Origin of the sequence: Microbispora sp. H10830 (genome assembly GCF_014161375.1) — a bacterium.
Lineage (GTDB): Bacteria > Actinomycetota > Actinomycetes > Streptosporangiales > Streptosporangiaceae > Microbispora > Microbispora catharanthi.
On sequence record NZ_JABBWX010000019.1, the window covers coordinates 74,401 to 96,003 of the forward strand.

At 71.1% G+C, this 21,603-nt stretch carries 15 protein-coding genes; 10 read left to right on the top strand and 5 right to left on the bottom strand.

Annotation, left to right across the window (positions count from 1 at the left end; translation table 11 throughout):
• Window positions 1-54 precede the first annotated feature (54 nt).
• From HHX35_RS35835 to HHX35_RS35855, 5 genes are all read left to right on the top strand, one after another.
• Complete coding sequence (locus HHX35_RS35835) at window positions 55-927, top strand: carbohydrate ABC transporter permease (protein ID WP_240809340.1); 873 nt, start codon at window positions 55-57, stop codon at window positions 925-927.
• 3 nt (window positions 928-930) lie between these two features.
• Window positions 931-1,866 (top strand): carbohydrate ABC transporter permease, encoded by a 936-nt coding sequence (locus tag HHX35_RS35840; RefSeq protein ID WP_182903060.1) that lies wholly within the window; start codon window positions 931-933, stop codon window positions 1,864-1,866.
• 93 nt (window positions 1,867-1,959) lie between these two features.
• Window positions 1,960-3,324, top strand: a complete 1,365-nt coding sequence (locus HHX35_RS35845; RefSeq protein ID WP_182903061.1) for a sugar ABC transporter substrate-binding protein — start codon at window positions 1,960-1,962, stop codon at window positions 3,322-3,324.
• Window positions 3,325-3,608: 284 nt separating this feature from the next.
• Window positions 3,609-5,648, top strand: a complete 2,040-nt coding sequence (locus tag HHX35_RS35850; protein WP_310739532.1) for a beta-galactosidase — start codon at window positions 3,609-3,611, stop codon at window positions 5,646-5,648.
• Between the two features lie 15 nt (window positions 5,649-5,663).
• Window positions 5,664-7,292, top strand: coding sequence for an FAD-dependent monooxygenase (locus tag HHX35_RS35855; protein WP_259405709.1), 1,629 nt, complete (start codon window positions 5,664-5,666; stop codon window positions 7,290-7,292).
• 94 nt (window positions 7,293-7,386) lie between these two features.
• Here the strand turns inward: HHX35_RS35855 and HHX35_RS35860 are convergent, their stop codons facing one another.
• On the bottom strand, window positions 7,387-8,109 hold the full coding sequence (locus HHX35_RS35860; RefSeq protein WP_182903063.1) for a maltokinase N-terminal cap-like domain-containing protein: 723 nt from the start codon (window positions 8,107-8,109) through the stop codon (window positions 7,387-7,389).
• Between the two features lie 185 nt (window positions 8,110-8,294).
• Here HHX35_RS35860 and HHX35_RS35865 point away from each other — a divergent pair, with 185 nt between their 5' ends.
• Window positions 8,295-9,278 carry a hypothetical protein gene (locus tag HHX35_RS35865; protein WP_182903064.1) on the top strand — a complete coding sequence of 328 codons (984 nt, stop codon included), beginning with the start codon at window positions 8,295-8,297 and terminating at the stop codon, window positions 9,276-9,278.
• A 30-nt stretch (window positions 9,279-9,308) separates the two neighbouring features.
• On the opposite strand, the gene HHX35_RS35870 is transcribed toward HHX35_RS35865, so the two are convergent.
• From HHX35_RS35870 to HHX35_RS35880, 3 genes are all read right to left on the bottom strand, one after another.
• A complete protein-coding gene (locus tag HHX35_RS35870; RefSeq protein ID WP_182903065.1) occupies window positions 9,309-10,145 on the bottom strand; it encodes an SDR family oxidoreductase in 837 nt (278 codons plus the stop codon).
• A gap of 162 nt (window positions 10,146-10,307) precedes the next feature.
• On the bottom strand, window positions 10,308-10,679 hold the full coding sequence (locus HHX35_RS35875) for a hypothetical protein (protein ID WP_182903066.1): 372 nt from the start codon (window positions 10,677-10,679) through the stop codon (window positions 10,308-10,310).
• Between the two features lie 199 nt (window positions 10,680-10,878).
• Window positions 10,879-11,970, bottom strand: coding sequence for a hypothetical protein (locus tag HHX35_RS35880; RefSeq protein ID WP_182903067.1), 1,092 nt, complete (start codon window positions 11,968-11,970; stop codon window positions 10,879-10,881).
• A 216-nt stretch (window positions 11,971-12,186) separates the two neighbouring features.
• Here HHX35_RS35880 and HHX35_RS35885 point away from each other — a divergent pair, with 216 nt between their 5' ends.
• The gene (locus HHX35_RS35885) at window positions 12,187-12,852 is read left to right on the top strand and encodes a response regulator transcription factor (protein ID WP_182903068.1); all 666 of its coding nucleotides are present in this window, start codon (window positions 12,187-12,189) and stop codon (window positions 12,850-12,852) included.
• Window positions 12,849-13,964, top strand: coding sequence for a HAMP domain-containing sensor histidine kinase (locus tag HHX35_RS35890; RefSeq protein ID WP_182903069.1), 1,116 nt, complete (start codon window positions 12,849-12,851; stop codon window positions 13,962-13,964). The genes HHX35_RS35885 and HHX35_RS35890 overlap by 4 nt, the downstream gene beginning before the upstream one ends.
• A gap of 101 nt (window positions 13,965-14,065) precedes the next feature.
• Here HHX35_RS35890 and HHX35_RS35895 read toward each other — a convergent pair whose 3' ends face one another.
• Entirely contained in the window at window positions 14,066-14,668 is a 603-nt protein-coding gene (locus tag HHX35_RS35895) for a dihydrofolate reductase family protein (protein WP_182903070.1), read from the bottom strand.
• Window positions 14,669-14,710: 42 nt separating this feature from the next.
• On the opposite strand from HHX35_RS35895, the gene HHX35_RS35900 reads away from it, so the two are divergent.
• Both HHX35_RS35900 and HHX35_RS44870 read left to right on the top strand, forming a co-directional pair.
• Entirely contained in the window at window positions 14,711-17,356 is a 2,646-nt protein-coding gene (locus HHX35_RS35900; protein WP_182903071.1) for a LuxR C-terminal-related transcriptional regulator, read from the top strand.
• A 453-nt stretch (window positions 17,357-17,809) separates the two neighbouring features.
• The gene (locus tag HHX35_RS44870) at window positions 17,810-21,532 is read left to right on the top strand and encodes a LamG domain-containing protein (protein ID WP_220506272.1); all 3,723 of its coding nucleotides are present in this window, start codon (window positions 17,810-17,812) and stop codon (window positions 21,530-21,532) included.
• The last annotated feature ends 71 nt before the right edge of the window (window positions 21,533-21,603 follow it).

Genomic DNA, 21,603 nt, shown 5'->3' on the forward strand with positions numbered 1-21,603 from the left:
GCGGAGAGGAGCGAGCCGGTGGTCTCGGAAGGGTATTCGGATGCTCGGGGGGTCTTGGCCGCCAGACGCCGGTCATGGGTGGGCTGGCAGTTCGTCGGGCCGTTCATGGCGGTCTTCGCGCTGGTCTTCCTGGCCCCGATCGCGTACTCGATCTACCTGAGCCTGTTCCGCACCCGGCTCATCGGCGGGACCGCCTTCGTCGGCGCCGACAACTACCTCAAGGTCCTGCAGGACCCGCAGTTCTGGTCGGCGTTCGGGCGCGTCGCGCTCTTCCTGGTCGTCCAGGTGCCGATCATGTTGTTCCTCGCGCTGCTGGTCGCGCTCGCGATCGACAGCGGCAGGCTGTACGGGTCGGCGTTCTTCCGGATCTCGGTGTTCCTGCCGTACGCGGTGCCCGCGGTCGTCGCCGCGCTGATGTGGGGCTTCATGTACGGCACCAGGTTCGGCCTGGTCGGCAACATCAACGAGGCGTTCGGGCTCTCGCTGCCCGACCCGCTGTCGCCCGACCTGGTCCTCGCCTCCATCGGCAACATCGTGACCTGGGAGTTCGTGGGCTACAACATGCTGATCCTCTACTCGGCGCTGAAGGTGGTGAACCCCTCGCTGTACGAGGCCGCCGCGCTCGACGGCGCCGGCCAGCTCCGGATCATCTGGGCGATCAAGCTGCCCGCCCTGCGCGGCGCGCTGCTGATCGCCACGATCTTCTCGATCATCGGCAGCTTCCAGCTGTTCAACGAGCCGAGCATCCTCAAGACGATCGCGCCGAACTCGGTCACCACCTACTTCACGCCGAACTACTACGCCTACTCGCTGTCCTTCGCGGGCCAGCAGTTCAACTACTCGGCGACGGTCGCCATCGTCATGGGGATCATCACGATGATCGTCGCCTACCTGGTCCAGCTGCGCGGCATGCGGAAGGCGGTCTGAGCCATGGCGACCTCCACCCCCACCGCCGACCGAGCGCCTCGCCCGAAGACCGTCGCGGCCCGGGGCCCCCTGGTCGTCCGGCGGCGCCGGTCCGCGCCCGGCCGCCGCAGCGCGACGCTGACCGTGCTGACCGCGCTCATGCTCGTCTACACGCTGCTCCCCCTGGTGTGGCTGGTGATCAACGCCACCAAGACCCAGGAGGGGCTGCTGGGCTCCTTCGGCCTGTGGTTCGACGGCGACTTCGCCCTGTTCGACAACATCGGCACGACCTTCACCTACAAGGACGGGATCTTCGTCCGCTGGCTGCTCAACACCCTGCTGTACGTGGTCGTCGGGGCGGGCGGCGCGACCCTGCTGGCGACGCTCGCCGGCTACGGGCTGGCGAAGTTCGACTTCCCCGGCAAGAAGGCGGTGTTCGCCGTGGTGATCGGGGCGGTGGCGGTGCCCGGCACCGCGCTCGCCGTCCCCACGTTCCTGATGTTCGCCAAGATGGGCCTGACCGACACCCCCTGGGCGATCCTCATCCCTTCGCTGGTCTCGCCGTTCGGCCTGTATCTGATGTGGACCTTCGCCACCGACGCCGTCCCGAAGGAGATCCTCGAGTCGGCGCGGGTGGACGGCTCGGGCGAGTTCCGCACCTTCTTCCGCATCAGCCTGCCGCTGCTCGCGCCCGGCCTGGTCACGGTCCTGCTCTTCAACGTGGTCGCGACCTGGAACAACTACTTCCTGCCGCTGATCATGCTGAAGGACCCCGACTGGTATCCGCTCACCGTCGGCCTCAAGGAATGGAACCAGCAGGCTCTCACGGCGGGCGGCGAGGCCGTCTTCAACCTCGTGATCACCGGATCGCTGCTCACCGTCGTCCCGCTGATCGCGGCGTTCCTGCTGCTGCAGCGCTACTGGCAGTCGGGCCTGGCCGCCGGAAGCGTCAAGGAATGACCGGCCAAGGAACATCCGGCACGGCATGACCGGCACGGCATGGCCGCTCCCACCGACGTCTGTCTCCCCCGATAACCCAGAAAGGCACATCCCATGGCGATAACCCGCCGTCGCGCCCTCCTGCTGGGCACGGCCCTGACCGTGTCGCTCACCGCCGGCGCCTGCGGCTCCGGAGACGACGGCTCCTCCTCGGGCGCCGACGCGGCCGCCGCACCCGCGGCGTCCGCGGCCGTCTCCGACGCCGACATCCAGAAGGCGCTCGACACGGGCGGCTCCATCACCGTCTGGGCGTGGGAGCCGACGCTCAAGCAGGTCGTCGCGGACTTCCAGGCCAAGTATCCGAAGGTCAAGGTCAACCTCGTCAACGCCGGCACCGGCAACGACCAGTACACCGCCCTGCAGAACGCGATCAAGGCCGGCTCGGGGGTCCCGGACGTCGCCCAGGTGGAGTACTACGCCCTGCCGCAGTTCGCCCTCGCCAAGTCGGTCGCCGACCTCGGCGCCCTGGGCGCGGGCAAGCTGGACGGCACCTTCACCCCCGGCCCGTGGAGCTCCGTGCACGTCGGCAACGGCATCTACGGCCTGCCCATGGACTCCGGCCCGATGGCGCTGTTCTACAACAAGGAGGTCTTCGACAAGTACGACCTCAAGGTGCCCACCACCTGGGACGAGTTCGCGGCCGACGCCGAGAAGCTGCACAAGGCGAACCCGAAGGCGTACATCACCAACGACACCGGTGACGCGGGCTTCACCACCAGCATGATCTGGCAGGCGGGCGGCAAGCCGTACACCGTCGACGGCACCACGGTCGGGATCGACTTCGCCGAGCCGGGCACGCAGAAGTTCACCGCCCTCTGGCAGAAGCTGGTCGACGGCAAGCTGCTCGCGCCGGCCACGAGCTGGAGCGACGCCTGGTACAAGGGCCTGGGCGACGGCACCATCGCCACCCTGGTCATCGGCGCCTGGATGCCCGCCAACCTCGAGTCCGGGGTCAAGGCCGGGGAGGGCAAGTGGCAGGTCGCGCCCATGCCGCAGTGGGAGGCCGGAGGCAGGGCCACCGCCGAGAACGGCGGCAGCTCGCTGGCGATCCCCGAGGCCAGCGCCAGCAAGAACCTCGCCTACGCCTTCCTGAAGTACGCGAACGTCGACGAGGGGGTGCAGACCCGGGTCGACGGCGGCGCCTTCCCCGCCACCACCGCCCAGCTGCAGGACCCGAAGTTCCAGGACAAGGAGTTCCCCTACTTCGGCGGCCAGAAGGTCAACCAGGTGCTCGCCGAGTCCGCCTCGCAGGTCGTCAGCGGCTGGTCCTACCTGCCCTTCCAGGTCTACGCCAACAGCATCTTCAACGACACGGTCGGCAAGGCGTACACCTCCTCCACCACCCTGCAGGACGGCCTGAAGGCCTGGCAGGACGCCTCCCTCAAGTACGGCGAGGAGCAGGGCTTCACCGTCAAGTAGCGGTCACCGTGGTCACCGGCGCCATCGCTGCCGCCGTTCCGCGGGGAGCGCGGCGGCAGGACGAGCCCCACGCCATCGGTCCCAAACCATCGGCCCCAGAGTCGGCCCGCGTGTTCCCGGCGCCACGCGCCGATTCCACCGCGCCGATTCCACCGCGCCGATTCCACCGCGCCGCACCACCGCACCACTCCCGGACCAACGGGACCCAGGCGACGATCCACGACTGCGACGGCGGCGCCGACCAGCAATGGAAGACCACGTAACCATCATCGGAAGGAGCCGTTGTGAACGCTGACCGACACCGTTGGGTGCGCTGGCCGTCCGACCCCGGACGGGCCCGCCTGGGGTTCGGGGCCGACTACAACCCCGAGCAGTGGCCCCGGGAGGTCTGGGACGAGGACATGCGCGCGATGCGGGCGGCCGGGGTGAACATCGTCTCCTTGGCGATCTTCTCGTGGGCGCGGATCCAGCCGAGCGAGGACGTCTGGGACTTCGACTGGCTCGACGAGGCGATGGACCTGCTGCACGCCCATGGCATCGCGGTCGACCTGGCCACGGCCACGGCCTCGCCGCCGCCGTGGCTGAGCGCGAATCACCCGGAGATCCTCCCCGTGGACCAGCAGGGCCGCACGGTGTGGCCGGGGGCGCGGCAGCACTGGCGGCCGACCTCGCCGGTCTTCCGCCGGCACGCGCTGCGGCTGACCCGGGCCCTCGCCGAGCGCTACGGCGGCCACCCCGCCCTCGCCGCCTGGCACATCTCCAACGAACTCGGCTGCCACAACGTCTACGACTTCTCCGACGACGCCGCGGCCGCCTTCCGTGAGTGGCTGCGGGCACGGTACGGCACGCTGGACGAGCTGAACCGCGCCTGGGCGACCTCGTTCTGGTCCCAGCGCTACAGCGACTGGGCGCAGATCCTGCCGCCGCGCCTGGCGGCCTCCTACCCCAACCCCACGCAGCAGCTGGACTTCAAGCGCTTCTCCTCCGACGCGCTGAAGGACTACCTGCGCGCGGAACGCGACGTCCTGCGCGAGCTGACCCCGGACATCCCCGTGACCACGAACTTCATGGTCATGGGCGAGACCAAGGGCATGGACTACGCCGACTGGGCCGCCGAGGTGGACTTCGTCTCCAACGACCACTACCTGCTGACCGGTCCCCAGGCCCAGGACGAGCTGTCCTTCTCGGCGAACCTCACCGGCTCGCTCGCCGGCGGCCGGCCGTGGTACCTGATGGAGCACTCCACCAGCGCGGTCAACTGGCAGCCGGTCAACCTGGCCAAGAAGCCCGGCGGCATGGCCCGTGACTCGCTCACCCACGTCGCCTACGGCGCCGACGCCGTCTGCTTCTTCCAGTGGCGGCAGTCGGCGGGCGGAGCCGAGAAGTACCACTCGGCGATGGTCCCCCACGCGGGCACCGACAGCGACGTGTTCCGGTCGGTCGCCGACCTGGGCGCCACACTGGCCGCCCTCGCGCCCGTCGCGGGCACCCGGCGGCTGCGCGCCCCCGTGGCGGTGGTGTTCGACTGGGACTCCTGGTGGGCCGCAGAGCTCGACTCCCATCCCACCTCGCTGCTGCGCTACCGCCAGGAGGCCCTCGACTGGTACACCGCGTTCCTCGACGCGGGGGTCCGGGCGGACGTGGTCCACGTGGACGACGACCTCAGCGGCTACCGGCTGCTCGTGGCCCCGATCCTGCACGTCGTGCCCGCCGCTCTGGCCCGGCGGCTGGAGGACCACGTCGCCTCCGGCGGGCACCTCGTCACCACCTACTTCTCCGGCGTCGTCGACGAGGACGATCACGTGTGGCTCGGCGGCTACCCCGGGGCCCTGCGCGACCTGCTCGGCATCCGCATCGAGGAGTTCGGCCCCCTGCCGGCCGGCGAGGCCGTCGACCTCGATCTCGGCGTGACCGGCACCCTGTGGACCGACCGGATCGACCTCACCGGCCCGGCGACCGAGGTCGTGGCGACGTACAAGACCGGCGACCACGCGGGCCGCCCCGCCGTCACGACGCGCCGTACGGGAGCGGGCTCGGCGTCGTACGTCTCCACCCGGCTCGGCCCGGAGGGTCTGGGGGTCGTCCTTCCTCACCTGCTGGACGCCGCCGAGGTCACCTCGGAGCTGCCGCCCGAGGCCCGCGGCCTGGTCGACGTCGCCGTCCGCACCGACGGAACGGACGACTACTGGTTCCTGATCAACCGTACGGACCGGCACGTCGACCTGTCCGCGATCCCCGGCGACCCCCTCCACGGCCCCGCCCTGGCCCGGGACACGACCCTGGCCCCCCGGCAGGTCCGCGTCCTGCGACGGCCCCGCCGATAGCGGGGCCCTCGCCGGCTGGCGCCGTCCCCTCCGCCGGGAGAGGATGACGGGGCGACGAGGGTCGGGCGCTGCACGCGCGGTCCACCGTCCTCGCACCGAAGATCACGGTCAGCGGATCGTTCTCGGGAGAGGCACATGGGAGAAGTCGTCATCGTCGGAGGCGGCCCCACCGGGCTGTGGCTCGCGGCGGAGTTACGTCTCGCGGGCGTCGAGGTCACGGTCCTGGAGAGGCGGGCGGAGCGCGACCCGCACTCCAAGGGCTTCACGATCCACCCCCGCACGATGGAGCTGTGGGCGTCGCGCGGCGTCGGCGATTCGTTCGTCACGCAGGGCAGGCGGGTGCCGGACTCGCATTTCGGCCTCCTCGACCACCGGATGGACTACGGGACGCTCGACACCCCTTTCCCGTACGTCCTTCTGCTCGCGCAGCCGAAGGTCGAGGAGCTGATGGAGGGCTACGCCCGCGACCTGGGGGTGGACGTCCGGCGCGGGCACGCCTTCACCGCGTCGACCCAGGAGACAAACAGGGTCGTGGTGCGGGCCGAGGGCCCGGGAGGGCCCTCCACCATGGAGACGGCGTTCCTGGTCGGCTGTGACGGAGCGGGCAGCGCGGTCCGCTCGGCCGCCGGGATCGGCTTCCCGGGAACCGGCTCCACCGCGTACGCCTGGGTCGCCGACGTGACGCTCGACGATCCCCCGGCGGTGCCGTACTTCCAGAAGACCAACGAGGCCGGTCAGGTCCTGGTCGTGCCCATCGGCCCCGGCCTCCACCGGGTGGCGGGCGTCGACGGCGCAGGCGTCCTCGGGTCCGAGGGACAGCCGGCGGAGAAGGAACTGCGCGCCTGGCTCGTGGCCGTCGCCGGCACCGACTTCGGCCTGCACGACCCCGTCTGGGTGTCCGGCACGGGATCCGCCTCGTGCCTCGCCGACCGATACCGCAGCGGCCGCGTCCTCCTGGCCGGAGACGCCGCGCACCGCCTGTACCCGGCCGGGGGCATGGGCCTGAACGTCGGCGTGCAGGACGCGTGGAACCTCGGCTGGAAGCTGGCCGCCACGGTGCGGGGATGGGCTCCCGACGGGCTGCTGGACAGCTACCACGCGGAACGGCATCCGGTCGGCGCGGCCACGCTGCGCCTGACCCGGGGGCAGACCGCGCTCATGACGACGTTCGCGCCCGAGACCCTCGCCCTGCGGTCGGTCCTGGACGACGCCATCGCGCGGGTGCCGGAGTTCTCCCGCTTCCTGGCGGAGCAGGTGTCCGGCATCGGCGTGTCGTACGGACGGGGCGCCGATGATCACCCGCTCGTGGGGACACGGGCTCCGGACCTGCGGCTGTCCGGCGGGCCGGGGCTGTTCGCGCTGCTCGTCCCCGGGCGCTACGTGTTCCTCGACCTCACGGGGGCGGGCCGCGCCCTGCCCGGCCGGGTGACCGCGTCCCCGGAACCGCCCACGCCGCCGGGACTCACTGTGTGCGCGGACGAGCCGGTCGAGTCCCGGGCCGGATGGCGGCGGGTCCGCGCCGCACTGATCCGTCCGGACGGGCACGTCGCCTGGGCCTCGGAGGAGGACGACGACGCAGCCCTGCGGTCCGCGGCGGCCACGGCCCTCGCCGCCACGACACGCGTCAGGACGCCGGGTTCCTGACCGCCTCCCCCCGCGGCGGCCGGTTGTCACGACGGCGACGACACCAGCACCGAAGGCCTCACCCGGCGGCCAGACGGCTCGTCGGAGGTCAGGATCAGCGGGGCGCGTCCGTGATGACGGCGAACACGCCGCGGACCTCGGCTCCGTCCGGCAGCCGCCAACCGGCCGCGACGTGACCCAGGACGCCGGAGACCTCCGCGATGTCCGCTTCGCCGGGCCGCAGGACGCGGGTCACCCGCATGGTCAGCCGTCCGCCCCGGCCGCCGTCCACTGTGGCGTCCGCTGTGGCGTCCGCTGTGCCGTCCACTGTGGCGACGTCCGCGACGATGTCGGTGGCGTGCGGCGCGTCGGCCACGGCGGTCGGCCGGATCGGGCCCGGCGCGGCGGCTCCCGTGAAGCTTCTGGTGACCGACGGGTCGGGGGTGTCGCTCTCGTTCTGATCCTGCGCCTCGACGTCCCCCACGAACAGGGCGTGGAGTTGTGCGGCGAGGACCGGATCGTGGGTGCCGTCATAGATCCACCGGCGTCCCAGGACGCCGTGTTCCGTCGTCCCGATGAGAGCGCGATCGGCCCCCTCCAGCGGCGCCCCTCGGTAGGTGAGCGGCACGTGATAGGAGACGGGACGGTCACCGGACACGTCGGTGACCACCATGAACTCCATGCCGACCTCGCCCCGCGGGTCGTCGAGCCGGAAGCCCCCGGCCTTCGCCAGCTCCGGCCGCCGCCCGTCGCCTTCGTACCAGGGCTGGGTGGGAAGCCACGACGTGAGCAGCTCCAGTTTGCTGGGCGTCAGCGTGGTGTGATGGATGACAGCCATACCGTGGAGCCCCTTCGTCGGCGTCCCGTCACCGTTCTCCCCGGCGCGACCGCCCGGGGCCGATCATCGTCTCACACGGCCCGCGGCGGCTCTTCACCTGCTCCCCCATGCGGGGGAGCCGAGTGGTTCCCGCGGGGGAGGCCGGCGCCGGCGCTCGCCGGAAGGATCTCGACCATGCACACGGGTTGGACACAACGGTGAAGGGCACCGCGACACCGGTCGGGACGGACCAGGTCGGAGCCGGATGGACCGCGGCGCGCGTGGTGGCCGGCTACGGCGCCGCACTGTCGCTGTCGCTCTATCTCACAGTGAAGGTCGTCTGGGTGGTGGCGGCGCTGCTCGGGCACGCGCCGTCCACCTTCACCGACGGCGACTGGGTCCTGCTGAACGCGGTCACCGTCACCATGTCGGTCGTCGGCATCGCTTTGGGGCTGGTCCTCGCGCAACGATGGGGCCGCCGCGTCCCGGCGCCGCCGCTGGTCTTCTTCGCCTGGATGGGAGCGGGATTCCTCATACCGATGATCCCCTACATGCTGTTCAGCGCCGTCCTCGGAGGCAGCGCGGGAGGCGGCGACTCCGGCGGCGGGGATGCCGCCCCATCGTGGGAACTGGTCTTCATCGGTATCGGATTCGCGGGCATGGCCCTGGGGCTGGCCATAGCGCTCCCCATCTACATGCGGGAACGGTGGCCGGCCGCGTTCCTCGGACGCGTCGGTGACCGCCCTCCCTCGCCCCTCGGCCGATACGGTCTGCGAGCTCTGTACATCCTGGTCGCGGCGCTGGCCCTCCTATGGACGTATTGGACGGCGGGCGGAACGCTCGGCCTCGCCCCCGCGCACCGCGACCTGATGGACGTCAACGGACGGCTGCTCGCCGGCAACTCCGCGCTCTGGGCCGTCATAGGCGCCGCCGCGATCCGGACGCTCGCCGCGGGACGGCCGAGGATGCCCCTGTGGATCCCCATGGCGTTGGCCTTCACGTCGTCGGGTTCGCTGTTCGCCTGGGCGGCGTGGAAGCTTCCGTGGGCCCTCCTCCGGCCGGGCGGCTACGCGGCCGTCGAATATCCGGCCGTTTCCGTCGTCCAGCACGGGCTGGGCGTCACCGCCGGAATCGTGATGCTGGCGGTGACGCTCAAGGCCGCGCGAACGCGCCGGAGCGAGGTCGGGTGACCCACGCCCCGGCGGCCCGCTGTGGAGGTGCTACCCGACGAAGTCCGTGACGTGGTCGCGGGCCCAAGTGGCGAAGGTGCGGGGAGCGTGGCCGGTGACCTGTTCGACGGTGTCGGTCAGGGGCACGGGGCGGCCGTCATTGGCCTGCCAGTAGTCGAGCAGGGCGTCCGCGTAAGGACCGGGGATGTAATCGGCCATCTCCTGCCTCCATTCCTCGGGGGTGACGTGGTTGACGGTGATCGGCCGGCCGGTGATCTCGGCGAGTCGCTCGATCTGATCGCTGAACGTGAGGCTCTCCGGGCCGGTCAGGTGGAGGCACCGGCCCCGGTGGCGCGGGTCGGTGAGCACGGTGAAAGCCACTTCGGCGAGGTCCTGTTCGTGGACGGGGTCGGTGTGGGAGCCCGGGTAGGGCAGGCTCACCGGGCGGCCGGCCCTGACGGGCCAGGCCCAGGCGCCCGCGTTGCCGGCGAAGGAGCCGGGGCGCAGGATCGTGGTGGTGAGCGGTGCGGCGAGCAGTGCGGTCTCGACGTCGAGGTGGGACGCGGCCAGCGGGTTGCCGGCCGCGCCGGGGTCCAGCACGCTGGCGGAGGACAGCAGGACGACGTGCTCGACCCCGGCCGTGACGGCGGCGTCGACGAACTCGGCGATGTGCGAAGCCTCGGCGTACAGGAAGACCTCGGTGACGCCGGCGAGAGCGGCCGGGAAGGTGGCGGGATCCCGCAGGTTGCAGGTGACGGCCGTGACGCCGTCGGGGACCCGTAGCTGTCCGGGGTTGCTGGAGCCCACGCGTACGGGGCGGCCGGCCTCGAGCAGCAGGGTCAGCAGGTGGGTGGCGACCGCGCCGCGGCCTCCGGTGACGAGAATCATGGAAATACTCCGGTGATCGGTACGGATGTGAATGCGAATGCCTTCCGGCGGATGCGTGGAAGGCTCAGTGGGCAGGCGCTCCCCGGCGCGGAAGCAGCGCGATGCTCATCGCGCATGCCGCGGTGACGGCCAGGGTGAGGAGCAGGCAGGGCAGAACTCCGCTCATACCGACGATTCCCACGGCGAACAGCAGCACGCCGATCGAGACGACGACGCGCAAGTGGGAGGCGATGCGGCCGCTGTGACCGTGCTGAAGAGCAGCGCGCCGAAGACCAGACCGGCCACGAAGCCGCGGTTGCCGAACAGCGACCGCTCCAGCAGGACGAACCCCTGAGGGATGAGCAGGCCGCCGAACGCCCCCTGTCCGATACGGAAGGTCACGAGCCGGGGAGCCGGCGACCAGGAGGCGCCGAGGTCCCGCACGATGGTGGGGGCGGCCGCGTTGGTCACCGTGATGCTCAGCAGATCGAGCACGTCGGCGGCGACCACCAGCAGGAAGATCGCCCACGCGCGTGGAGAAAGGTTTGAGGACATGGCGAGGCAGACTCTCCACTGAGAGATCCAGACAGCCTGTACTGAGGCTGTCGTGCCGGCCGGATGTCCCGACGCGCTCGTGAACGAGCGCTGCACCTTACGATCAAGAAATTACCACGAACCCTACGCAACCGGAGAACCCGGCCGACAGGCAGATCCAACCCGGGCCGCCCCTGGGGTGAATCCGTGCTTCTCGCTGTCAGTGACCGCGGTTGGCGGCGCAGCTCCCGGGAGGTGGCGCGGGCAGGGTGATCGGCTGCTGCTGCCGGTACTGTTCCAGGTCGATGAGGTTCCCGTTGATCGCGTCGCGCCTCTGGAGTTCCGCCCAGTACACCGGGTCGAGGAAGATCGCGGGGTTCCACAGCGACTGCGTCAGGTCCGTCAGTTGGCCCAGGTACAGCACAGCGTCGGCCAGCTTTCCCAAGGGGACGCCGCACAGCCGCGGCGCGTCCATGAACTGTCCCGCGTCGGTGGATTCCAGCCAGGTGCCTGAGCACGGGATCACGGTGCGCCGTGGACAGGTCACCAGGCGGGGATGGCTACCGGCCACGATCACGTAGACGTGCTGGCCGGTCTGTTCCTCGATCAGCGGGACTCCGTGGTCGGCGTTCTGTCCCGGCTCCGGCGAGTGCATCACGTGCCCGCTGCCGTAGCAGATCAGTGCCCGGCGTTTCTTGGCGAGCACTTCCCGTTTCACCACTGACGCCATGTGGGCGTCACGTTGGGCGAGAAAGACATCCACTTGGTCTTGGGTGGTGATGTGGGACCAGTCGATCGGCGGATCCCCGAGCAGCACCCGGATCCTTCGCTCCGCAGGCAGCGTCCAGTTGACGGCGCGGACCGTCCGGAAGAACTGTTCACGGATCGGCTGGTCGCCGGTGGCACCGGGCGACTGCGTGGTGTTCCGCCAGACCTGCCGCAACACGTGGTCGTCGACAGCCGCCCCGGCGACGAACCGGTCGACGATCGGCTGGTACAGCGCGTTGCCGAACTCGACGACGATGTCGTCGACCACCTGCGGCAACCGCGGATCTGCGAGCAGCATCTGCTGCGCGTCACCGTGTTCCTGCTGGCCGTGTGACTCACCGATCGCCACGAGCCGGTGGCGCTCGAAGGCCGCGAGCACCGCCTGGTTGAGGTCCCGTGTGGCCGCGTCGCCCCTGCCCGCCGAGCCGGTCGTCAGCTGCCCGCCGGCCCTGCCCGCCGAACTGGTCGTCAGCAGTCCGCCGGCTGCCGTACCGGCACCGGTGACGGCGAGGAACCTACGCCGCGTCAACCGTGGATCTCTCACGTCTGGTCCTTTCCGAATGGCGATTTCGCTCGTGTGACGGGCACCGTGCTCACGGGTCGCGCCTCTCGTGGACGCCTTTCCGGGATGGTTGTACGGCACGGCCGGTGTCGGCCGGGTGTCAGCGGCCGACACCCGGCCGACACCGGATCCCTGACATCGTGAGCAGTGCGGTCACGCCTACCGAACGCGGCACCATCAACGAGAAGGAGGACGGTCGTGCGAGTTCTGGTCGTCGAAGACTTCGAGGTTCTGGCGAGGGCGATCGGGACCGGATTGCGCCGCGAGGGCATGGCGGTGGACGTCGTTCTCGACGGCGACGACGCTCTGGCCCACCTGGCCTGCACCCGATACGACGTGGTGGTGCTGGACCGCGACCTGCCCGGCACACCCGGCGACGACGTGTGCCGTGACATCGCCGCCGGTGGCGCCGGGTCGCGGGTGCTGATGCTCACCGCCGCGGGCACCGTGCGAGACAGGGTCGAGGGCCTGGGTTTGGGCGCCGACGACTACCTGCCCAAGCCGTTCGACTTCACCGAACTCGTGGCCCGCGTGCGCGCGCTGGGGCGCCGTTCGGCGCCCGCCGTGCCTCCGATCCTCCAGGCGGAAGATCTGACCCTGGACCCGAGCCGGCGGGTGGCCTTTCGTGGCGGACGGCGCTTGGAGCTCACCCCGAAGGAGTTCGCCCTGCTGGAATGCCTGCTCGCTGCCGGTGACCGGGTTGTGTCCTCGGAGGAGTTGCTGGAGCGGGTCTGGGACGAGGCCGCCAACCCGTTCACCACGGCCGTCAAGACGACGGTGCGCCGGTTGCGGGCCAAACTCGGCGAACCGCCGGTGATCGAAACCGTCCGTGAGGGCGGCTACCGGATCGGAGTCCCGCGATGAATCCCGCATCGGACCCAACGGTGACCGGCCGTGCCGGCCGCGCCCGGCACCACCTGCGCCGGCCCTCCCTGCGCGCGCAGCTCACGACGCTGTACGCCGGCCTGGTTCTGGCCGTCGTCGTCCCGATGCTGCTGCTCGCCGGCTTCCTCTTCGGGCGAGACCAGATCCGCGTCCGGGCCGGGGACGCCGTCCCTCCGCCCGACACGGCCACCCAGCAGGTCGATGCCGCGCTCGCGATCACCGCCATCACCGTCGTGGTCCTCACCGTGCCGATCGCGTGGTGGCTGGCCGGGCGCTTCCTCCGCCCGCTGCGCGCCATGACGGTGACCGCCCAGGAGATTTCAGCCACCAACCTCAACCGGCGGCTCGGCCTGCGCGGCCCGGACGACGAGCTGACCAAGCTGGGGCGCACCCTCGACGACCTGTTCGAGCGGTTGGACTCCTCGTTCGCGGCGCAGCGCCACTTCGTGGCCAACGCCTCGCATGAGCTGCGCACCCCGCTGGCCGGTCAGCGCGCCGTACTCCAGGTCGCGCTCGCCGACCCCGACGCGAGCGAGGCCAGCCTGCGAGCCGCGTGCGAGGAAGCACTCGGTCTCGGCGAACGGCAGGAACGGTTGATCGACGCCCTGCTCACGCTGGCGGAAGGACAGAAGGGCATCGAGCACTGGGAAGTGGTCGACCTGGCTGATGTCACCGAGGGGCTGATGCTGTCGCGCCGTGCGGAGGCCGTCCGGCGAACCATCACGGTCCAGGCATCGCTGGACCCAGCACCGATCAGCGGTGACCCCGACCTGATCGCCAGCATGATCGGCAACCTGGTCGACAACGCACTCCACCACAACGTCCCCGACGGACATGTCACCATCGCCACCGAACTCGCGAATGGTCGCGCCCGCCTGTCGGTCGGCAACACCGGCCCAACGATCCGATCGCAGGACCTACGACGGCTTTTCCAACCGTTCCAGCGACTCGGTACCCAGCGAACCCACACCGCCGACGGCCACGGACTGGGCCTGGTCATCGTGCAGGCCGTCGCCGAAGCACACGGCGCACAGCTGACGGCCCGCCCCCGCCCCGGGGGCGGCTTGGACGTGACAATACTGTTCGGCTGATTCCACCCGGCCGGCGCCTCCTGCCTCTGACGGCCGGGGACGACACGCCGCTGCCCGGGCGACACCCTGTGCGCCGCCCCCTTCGTGGACGCCCGGCGGGCTCAGTCGCTGTCGCGGACCTTGTCGTACAGCAGGCACAGTGCCCCGCTCTCGGCCTGCGCGACGGAGACAGCGCGCCAGCCGGTGGCGGGAAGGCCGTCGGCGAACAGGCGGGGCCCGTCGCCGACCAGCTCGGGCGCGAGCGTGATGCTCAGCCGGTCGAGCTCTCCGGCCCGCAGCAGGGCCTGGATGACGCTGGTACTGGCCAGCACGACGATGTCGCCGCCGTCCTGCTGTCGCAGCTCCTTCACGACCTCGGCGGGGCCGGCGGCGACGATGCGGGAGTTCTGCCACGGGGCCTCGGTGAGCGTGGTGGAGAAGACGACTTTCTCGACGGTGTTCAGCCACTGGGCGAAGGCCCGGTCGCGGGGGTCGGCCGACTCGTCCTCGGCCACCGAGGGCCAGAAGCCACCGAAGCCCTGGTAGTTCTTGCGGCCCAACAGCGCGGTGGTGGCCCCGGTGGTCACCTCGACCATGTGGTCGCGGGCCACGTCGCTGACGGCGTGGGGGACGATCCAGCCCATGTCGTACTCGCCGCCGGGGCCGTGGATCCGGCCGTCGAGGGAGAGGGTGATGTTGCCGATTACGGTGCGGTTCGTTGTCATGAGGCAAGTCTTCTCGGTGCGAGAGTGACTAACATCGGCCAGATGGCTGATATGCCAGATTCGGACATGGCCGACAACGGCGCTCCTCCGCCGGAGCTGACCTCGTTCGTCGGCCGCCGGGCCGAGCTGCACATGATCGGAGCCGCCCTGGGCGAGGCCCCGCTGGTCACCCTGGCCGGTGCGGGAGGCTGCGGCAAGACCCGTCTGGCGGCCCGGCTCGCCAGACGGCCGGCGCGCCTGCCGCGCGACGGCGTGTGGTGGGTGGATCTCGCGCAGGAGACCGACCCGGCGGCGGTGCCGCGCCTCGTCGCGACGGTCCTGCGGGTGCTCCTGGCCGGCGACTCGGACGGGACCGCCGCCCTGTCCAGGCAGCTGCGCGAGCGCGAGCTGCTTCTGGTGCTGGACAACTGCGAGCACCTGCTGGGCGGCGTCGCCGACGTGGTGTCGGGACTGTTGCGCCACTGTCCGCACGTCACCGTCCTGGCCACCAGCCGGGAACCGCTCGGCCTGCCCGGCGAGCTGGTCTGGCGGGTCCCACCCCTGGACGCGCACGACGGAGTCGCCCTTTTCCTCGACCGGGGCCACGACGTGCCGCGCACCGAGGAGGCCCTGACCGCGGTGCGCCGCATCTGTGCCCGGCTGGACGGCATCCCTCTCGCGCTGGAGCTGGCCGCCGCCTGGACCGGCACGCTGACGCCTCAGGAGATCGACGCCGAGCTGGACGACCGGTTCTCGATCCTGGTCACCGGCAACCAGGGGGCTCCGCCGCGGCACCGCACGCTGGCGGCGTCCATGGCCTGGAGCCACGACCTGCTTCAGGAGCGCGATCAGGTGCTGTTCCGCCGGCTGGGCGTGTTCGAGCCGGGCTTCACCCTCGCCGCCGCCCAGGGCGTGCTGGACGGCCATGGCCGTGTGGAGCTGCTCACAGGCCTGCGCCGGCTGATCGACAAGTCGCTGCTGCTGGCCGAGACCCGCAAGGGCGTCACCCGCTACCGGATGCTGTCCTCGGTCAGGCGGTACGCGTGGGAGCGGCTCGCCGAAGCGGGCGAGCTGGCCACCGTACGCGACCGGCACCTGGCCGTCTGCCTGGCCCTGGTCCGGGAGGCCGCCCCGCTGCTGGACAGCGACAAGGACACCTGGCGGGCCAGGATGCGCGAGGAGTACCCCAACCTGCGCACGGCACTCGAATGGGGTCTCACCGGCGACCGCCCGGACAAGGCTCGCCGCCTGGCGGCCGAGCTGGCCTGGCTGTGGCACCTGGAAGGCCGGCTCGGCGAGGGCCTGGGGCTGCTGCGGCTGGCGGCCGAACGGGGCGCCGGCGAGCACAGCGCGCTGCAGGCCCGGGTCCTCACCGGCCTCGCGCTCGTCGCCGACACCACGCATCCGGCCGGGCTGGAGTTCGACGCGGCCCACGCCGCCCGTGTCATGGCGCTCGACCACGGCGATCTGCGGACCGCCTGCCTGGCGGGGTCGCTCAGCGCCATCGGCATGCTGCTCACCTCTCCGGACGAGGCGCGGGTCAGAGCCGCCGCGGTCCGCGAGGAGGCCGTCACGGCCGGCGACGCCTTCGTGGCCGACGCCGCGCAGGTCCTCATCGGCCTGGTCCACCACATGAGGGAGGAACATCGCCAGGCGCTGGCGGAGATGGAGACGCCGGTAAGCGGCCTGCTGCGGCGAGGCGACCGCGGTGTGGCGGCGCTGGCGCTCGGCCTGATGGCCCTCGGCAGCGCCTATCTGGGCGAGCTGCCCCGGGCCAGAACGTGGGCGGAGCAGGCGGTCGAGGTCGCCACCCCTCTCGCCGACTACCACCGTGCCGGTACGGCGCGCGCCATCCTCGCCCACGTGTGCCACCTGCAAGGCGACGACAAGGCCGCAGAACTCGCCCTCGACCCGGTCATCCGGCTGGTGGACCAGGCGCCCTCGGCTCCCTTCGTGCCGAGGCTCGCGTTGACGATCGGGCGGCTCTGCCTGAGCAGGCGCGAGCCGGTGCGGGCGGCCGAGTGGTTCAGGAGTGAGACGGCCTGGCGCGGCGGCGAGCAGCCGGACGAGCTGCTGACCCCGGAGACCCGCATCGCCCTGGCGGCGGCGCTGCGACAGGCCGGCGACCCGGAGGGCGCGGCCCGCGCCTGCGCCGCCGGCCTCGACGCCGCCCGGGCCCTGGGAATGCCGCGCCTGATCGCCGAAGCTCTTGAGCAGCAGGCGTTCCTCGACGAGGCGCGCGCCGTCGCTCTGCACCTGGAGGCCCTGCGCCTGCGCGCCGCCAACGGCCTCCGCCTGGCCTGCGTGGACAGCCTCGAGGCTCTGGCAGCACTGGCCGACGCCACCACCGGCGCCCGGATCATGGGCGCGTGCGATCGGGCCCGGGAGGAGCTCGGCTACCCCAGGCCGCACCGGCCGAGCGTCCCGGCCGCTCCCGAAGGCCGCCGGATGGAGCTGGAGGAGGCCATCGCCTTCACCGGCCGCGCTCATGGCGGACGCCGACGTCCCGCCACCGGCTGGGCCAGCCTCACCCCCGCGGAGCAGGAGGTCGTACGGCTGGCCGTGGCGGGCCTGTCCAACCCGGAGATCGCCGGCCGGCTGTTCATGAGCCGCAGCACGGTCAAGACACACCTGGCGCACGTGTACGCGAAGCTCGGCGTGGCCAACCGCACCGAGCTGGCGGCGCTACACCGCGAACACGACCGCTGAGACACCGGCCGGCTCCGACCCGGGGTCAGACACGCTCTACCGCGAGCGGCCCCACCTCCTGACGGCGCGGCCCGCCCTGTCGCCTGCCCTGTCTCCTGCCCTGGGCGACCCCCTGTGCGCCGCCTACTTCATGGACGCCGTCGATCACCCGCCGTGAATGCCCGGTCTCCGTGACGCGACATCCGCGGCGGAGGTCTCGCACGGCGACGTACGCCCCGTGCATCGCCGTGTCAATTTGTCTGACTTACCGACCTAATATCACTTTATTTGCTCTTTATGTTGATAACATTACTCGGATCCTTTATGGGCGAAAAGAATTTATTGACATGGGGTGACAGTAAACGTTTAATGTGTGCGATCTTGCAGATTTCGTACGGGAGATAACCCATGTTTAGGTTTCCCGGACTGCGGAGTTGGCGTTCGCTCACTGCCGTGGTCGTGGCGGGTGTACTGGTGGGAACCGGGACACCCCCGGCCGCGATGGCGGCACAGGAAAGTCGGACGGGATCCGACGCGAGCCGGCTCAGCGGCTGGCAGCAGGCGCTGAAGCGCGCTGCCGAGATCCGGGAACCGGTCGAGGTGACCGAGGCCCGGACCGAGTTCACCACCACATACGCCAATCCGGACGGCGAGTCGTTCCGGCTGGAGCAGTCGACCACCCCCGTCCGGGTCAAGGGACCGGACGGGACGTGGATGTCACCCGACGCGACGCTGCAGCGGCGCGCCGACGGAAGCGTCGGACCGGCCGCCGCGGCCGTGGGCATCTCCTTCTCCGGGGGCGGCGACGGCGGGAACCTCGTCACGATGAACCGGGACGGCAGGACCCTCGCGCTGGGCTGGCCGGGAACCCTGCCCGCGCCGGTGCTCGACGGCCCGAACGCCACGTACCAGAACGTACTGCCGGACGTGGACCTCAGGATGACCGCGACGACCGAGGGCTTCCGCCAGGTCCTGATCGTCAAGACACCGGAGGCGGCGAACAACCCCGCGCTCGGGCGGATCCAGTACGCCGTCAAGTCGTCCGGGCTCAAGGTGGAGGAGACCGCGGACGGCGGCATGTCCGCGACCGACGGCAACGCCACCGAGGTCTTCACCTCGCCTCCGGCCGCGATGTGGGACTCCACCGGGAACCCCGCCGCCGGGCAGGCAGGGACGGCCGACGCCCCCGCCGCGCCGTCCTCCCCGGCCCCTTCCGCCGCCTCCGCCCCGTCCGCGAAGGGCGGCGCTCCCCAGGGTGCGCCCGCCGGGGACGGCTCACCGGCCCCGAATGCGACATCGGACACGACACCGCAGGCGACGGAGACGAGCGCCCCTTCGGACGAGGGGCAGGCCGCCGACGGCCCCGCCCCCGGGGCGGGGCACGCCGAGCTGCCGATCGAGGTCGGCAAGGACACGCTCACGCTCGTCCCCGACGCCGGCCTGCTGCGGCAGAAGGACGAGTCGGCCTACCCCGTCTACATCGACCCGACCGTGACCTGGGGGGAGACCGACAGGACGCTGCTGCGCTCGGACGGCTACAAGTCGTACAACTGGGGCAACGGCAGCAACAACCAGGGTGAGGGCGTCGGCCACTGCGGGACCTGGAACGGCTACTACTGCGGGCCCGGCTACACCCAGCGGCTGTACTTCCAGTTCTCCCCCGCGAGCCTCAAGGGCAAGCAGGTGCTGAGCGCGGCGTTCCGCGTCACCGAGCCCTGGGCGTTCCAGTGCGACCCCCGGTGGGTCGACCTCGTCCGTACGAACAACTTCACGTCGTCCACCACCTGGTCGGGCCGTCCCAAGGAGCTCGACTGGATGGTGGACCGGTATGTGTCGGCGGGGCGCGGCTCGGCGTGCGATCCCGACGAGCCGACCGCACCGATCGAGTTCAAGGACAACCCCGACGAGACGAACGAGAACCTGACCCCGACCGTGAAGGACTTCGCGGCGGGCAAGTTCTCCAAGCTCACGCTGGAGCTGCGGGCACACGACGAGGGCGACACCTCCGCCTGGAAGCGGTTCAGGAACGACGCCGTGCTCGTCGTCGACTACGTGGGTATGCCCGGGGTGCCGACCGGGGTCGGCCTCGTCACCGGCTCGGGCACCGTCTGCGAGACCAAGGAGTCGGCGCCCGCGATCCTCTCCGACCCCACGCCCACCATGGCGACCACCCCGCAGACCCTCGCGGGCGGCGAGTCCGGCGCGATGCTGCGGGGGGCGTTCTACGTCCAGAAGAAGAACGCCGACGGCACCTGGACGCAGGCCTTCTCCACCATCGAGCGGCCGACGACCGGACACGTGGGCGACAACGTGAAGGTGACCGCCGACGCGCCGACGCTGTCGGAGGGCGTGCTCTACCGCTACGACTCGTGGACGCGCTCCTACTACAGCAACTACACCAAGTGGCTGGCCGGGACCAGCAGCTACCTGAGCGCCGGCTGGTGCTACTTCAAGGTCGACCCGACCGCGCCGAAGGCGCCGGTGGTCACGCTCGGCGCGCCGTACACCGCCTGCACCGCCACGAGCTGCGCGCCGGCCGGCGGGCCGGGGCAGAGCACGACCGTCACCTTCGGCCCGGCGTCCGGCGACGCCAACAACGTCGCCTACCAGTACCGCGCGTCCACCAGCTCGACCTGGTCGTCCGACGTCACGGGCGCCACGGCGAAGGCCCTGATCACTCCCCCTGCCGCCGGCACGTACAGCCTGTACGTCCGGGCCAAGGACAACGTCGGCAGGTATGGCGCGACCACGGTCGTCGACTTCCTGGTCGCCGCGGGCGCGGGCCCGGCCGGCAGGTGGCACTTCGACGAGGACTCCGGCGCCGCCGTCGACCGGGGCAGCGGACACCACGACGCCACGCTCTCCGGCGGCGCCGTACGGGACACCCGGGGACGCCGCGGCGAGGTCTGGTATGACGACGCGGGCACGGCACTGGACACCCCGAAGGTCGACAAGGGGCTGGGCCTGAACGGCACGTCGGCGTACGCGGCGACGTCGGGGCCGGTGCTGGAGACCCGGTCGGCCTATACGGTCTCCGCCTGGGTGCGGCTGGACAAGGTGAGCGACGACGGCATCGTGCTGTCGCAGGACGGCTCGGGCGGCTACAGCCCCTTCCTGCTCTGGCACGAGAAGGACTACGGCGCCTTCTGCTTCGGCGTGAAGGACAAGGACGAGGCGACCGGCAAGGCCTACTACGGGGTCTGCTCGAAGAACGGCACGTCCAGGGCGAACGTCTGGACCCACCTGGCCGGCACCTACGACCCGGCGACGCAGAAGCTGAGCTTCTACGTCAACGGCGTGCCGCAGGGCACCGCCACCGTCTCCGGCGTGTGGTCGGCCACCGGACCGTTCGAGATCGGCCGCTACAAGTGGGCCAACGTCTTCCAGTTCTACTTCCCCGGCTCGATCGACGAGGTCGCCGCCTGGCAGCGGGTCCTGACCCCGGAGGAGGTCGCGACGGAGGCGCGGTCGGAGTCCCCGGCGTCCGGACGCAACGACGTGGAGCTGGTGGCCGACTGGGACCCGGCGGGCGCCGCCGGGACGCAGGTGCCCGACTCGCTGTCCGGCTACGGCCGGGCGCTGGCGCTGGCCGGCGGGGCGTCGCCGGACGGCGAGGGCCTGGTGCTCGACGGCGTGGACGACGCCGCCACCACCGCGGGGCCGGTCGTGGACGACACCGGCTCGTTCACGGTGACCGTGAAGGTCGAGCTCGACCGGGACAAGATCCTGGCGAAGCCGATCGGGACCGTCGGCCAGGTGGCCGGGCAGCGCACGGCCGACGGGTCGTCGTGGGGCCTGTGGTTCGAGCTGACCGGCAAGGAGACGCAGCTCGACGACGACGGCAACGAGGTCAGCGTCCCGGTCGGCTTCTGGCGCTTCGGCCGGGTCAACAAGGACGGCACGAAGACCTGGGTGAGCTCCGACGCCTCGGCCAGCCTGGACAGCCCGGTCCGCCTGACCGGCGTGTACGACGCCCTCGCGGCGAACGGGCGAGTGGTGCGGCTCTACGTCGGCCACGAGCAGAACGACCTCGACATGGCCTACACCGCCGTGCCCGGGTCGGGCGACTTCGCGGCCGGCAAGGGCTTCAGCGCGACCTCCTGGGGTCACTTCCTCCCCGCGAGGATCACCGATCTGCGGCTGTGGGCGGGCGCCATGGCCGATTCCGACCAGATGGACGCCGTCATCGGCGACTGACGGCGGTGCGGGGACCGGCTCACCGGTCCCCGCACCTCCCGCATCTTCCCCCGGTTGATCCGCGGGTTCTC

What these genes read in the sequence shown, in the direction of transcription:
- HHX35_RS35840 (WP_182903060.1), top strand. Translation starts at nt 931, where the DNA reads ATGGCGACCTCCACCCCCACCGCCGACCGAGCGCCTCGCCCGAAGACC.
- HHX35_RS35845 (WP_182903061.1), top strand. Translation starts at nt 1,960, where the DNA reads ATGGCGATAACCCGCCGTCGCGCCCTCCTGCTGGGCACGGCCCTGACC.
- HHX35_RS35860 (WP_182903063.1), bottom strand. Translation starts at nt 8,109, where the DNA reads ATGGCTGTCATCCATCACACCACGCTGACGCCCAGCAAACTGGAGCTG.
- HHX35_RS35870 (WP_182903065.1), bottom strand. Translation starts at nt 10,145, where the DNA reads ATGATTCTCGTCACCGGAGGCCGCGGCGCGGTCGCCACCCACCTGCTG.
- HHX35_RS35875 (WP_182903066.1), bottom strand. Translation starts at nt 10,679, where the DNA reads ATGTCCTCAAACCTTTCTCCACGCGCGTGGGCGATCTTCCTGCTGGTG.
- HHX35_RS35890 (WP_182903069.1), top strand. Translation starts at nt 12,849, where the DNA reads ATGAATCCCGCATCGGACCCAACGGTGACCGGCCGTGCCGGCCGCGCC.
- HHX35_RS35895 (WP_182903070.1), bottom strand. Translation starts at nt 14,668, where the DNA reads ATGACAACGAACCGCACCGTAATCGGCAACATCACCCTCTCCCTCGAC.
- HHX35_RS35900 (WP_182903071.1), top strand. Translation starts at nt 14,711, where the DNA reads ATGGCTGATATGCCAGATTCGGACATGGCCGACAACGGCGCTCCTCCG.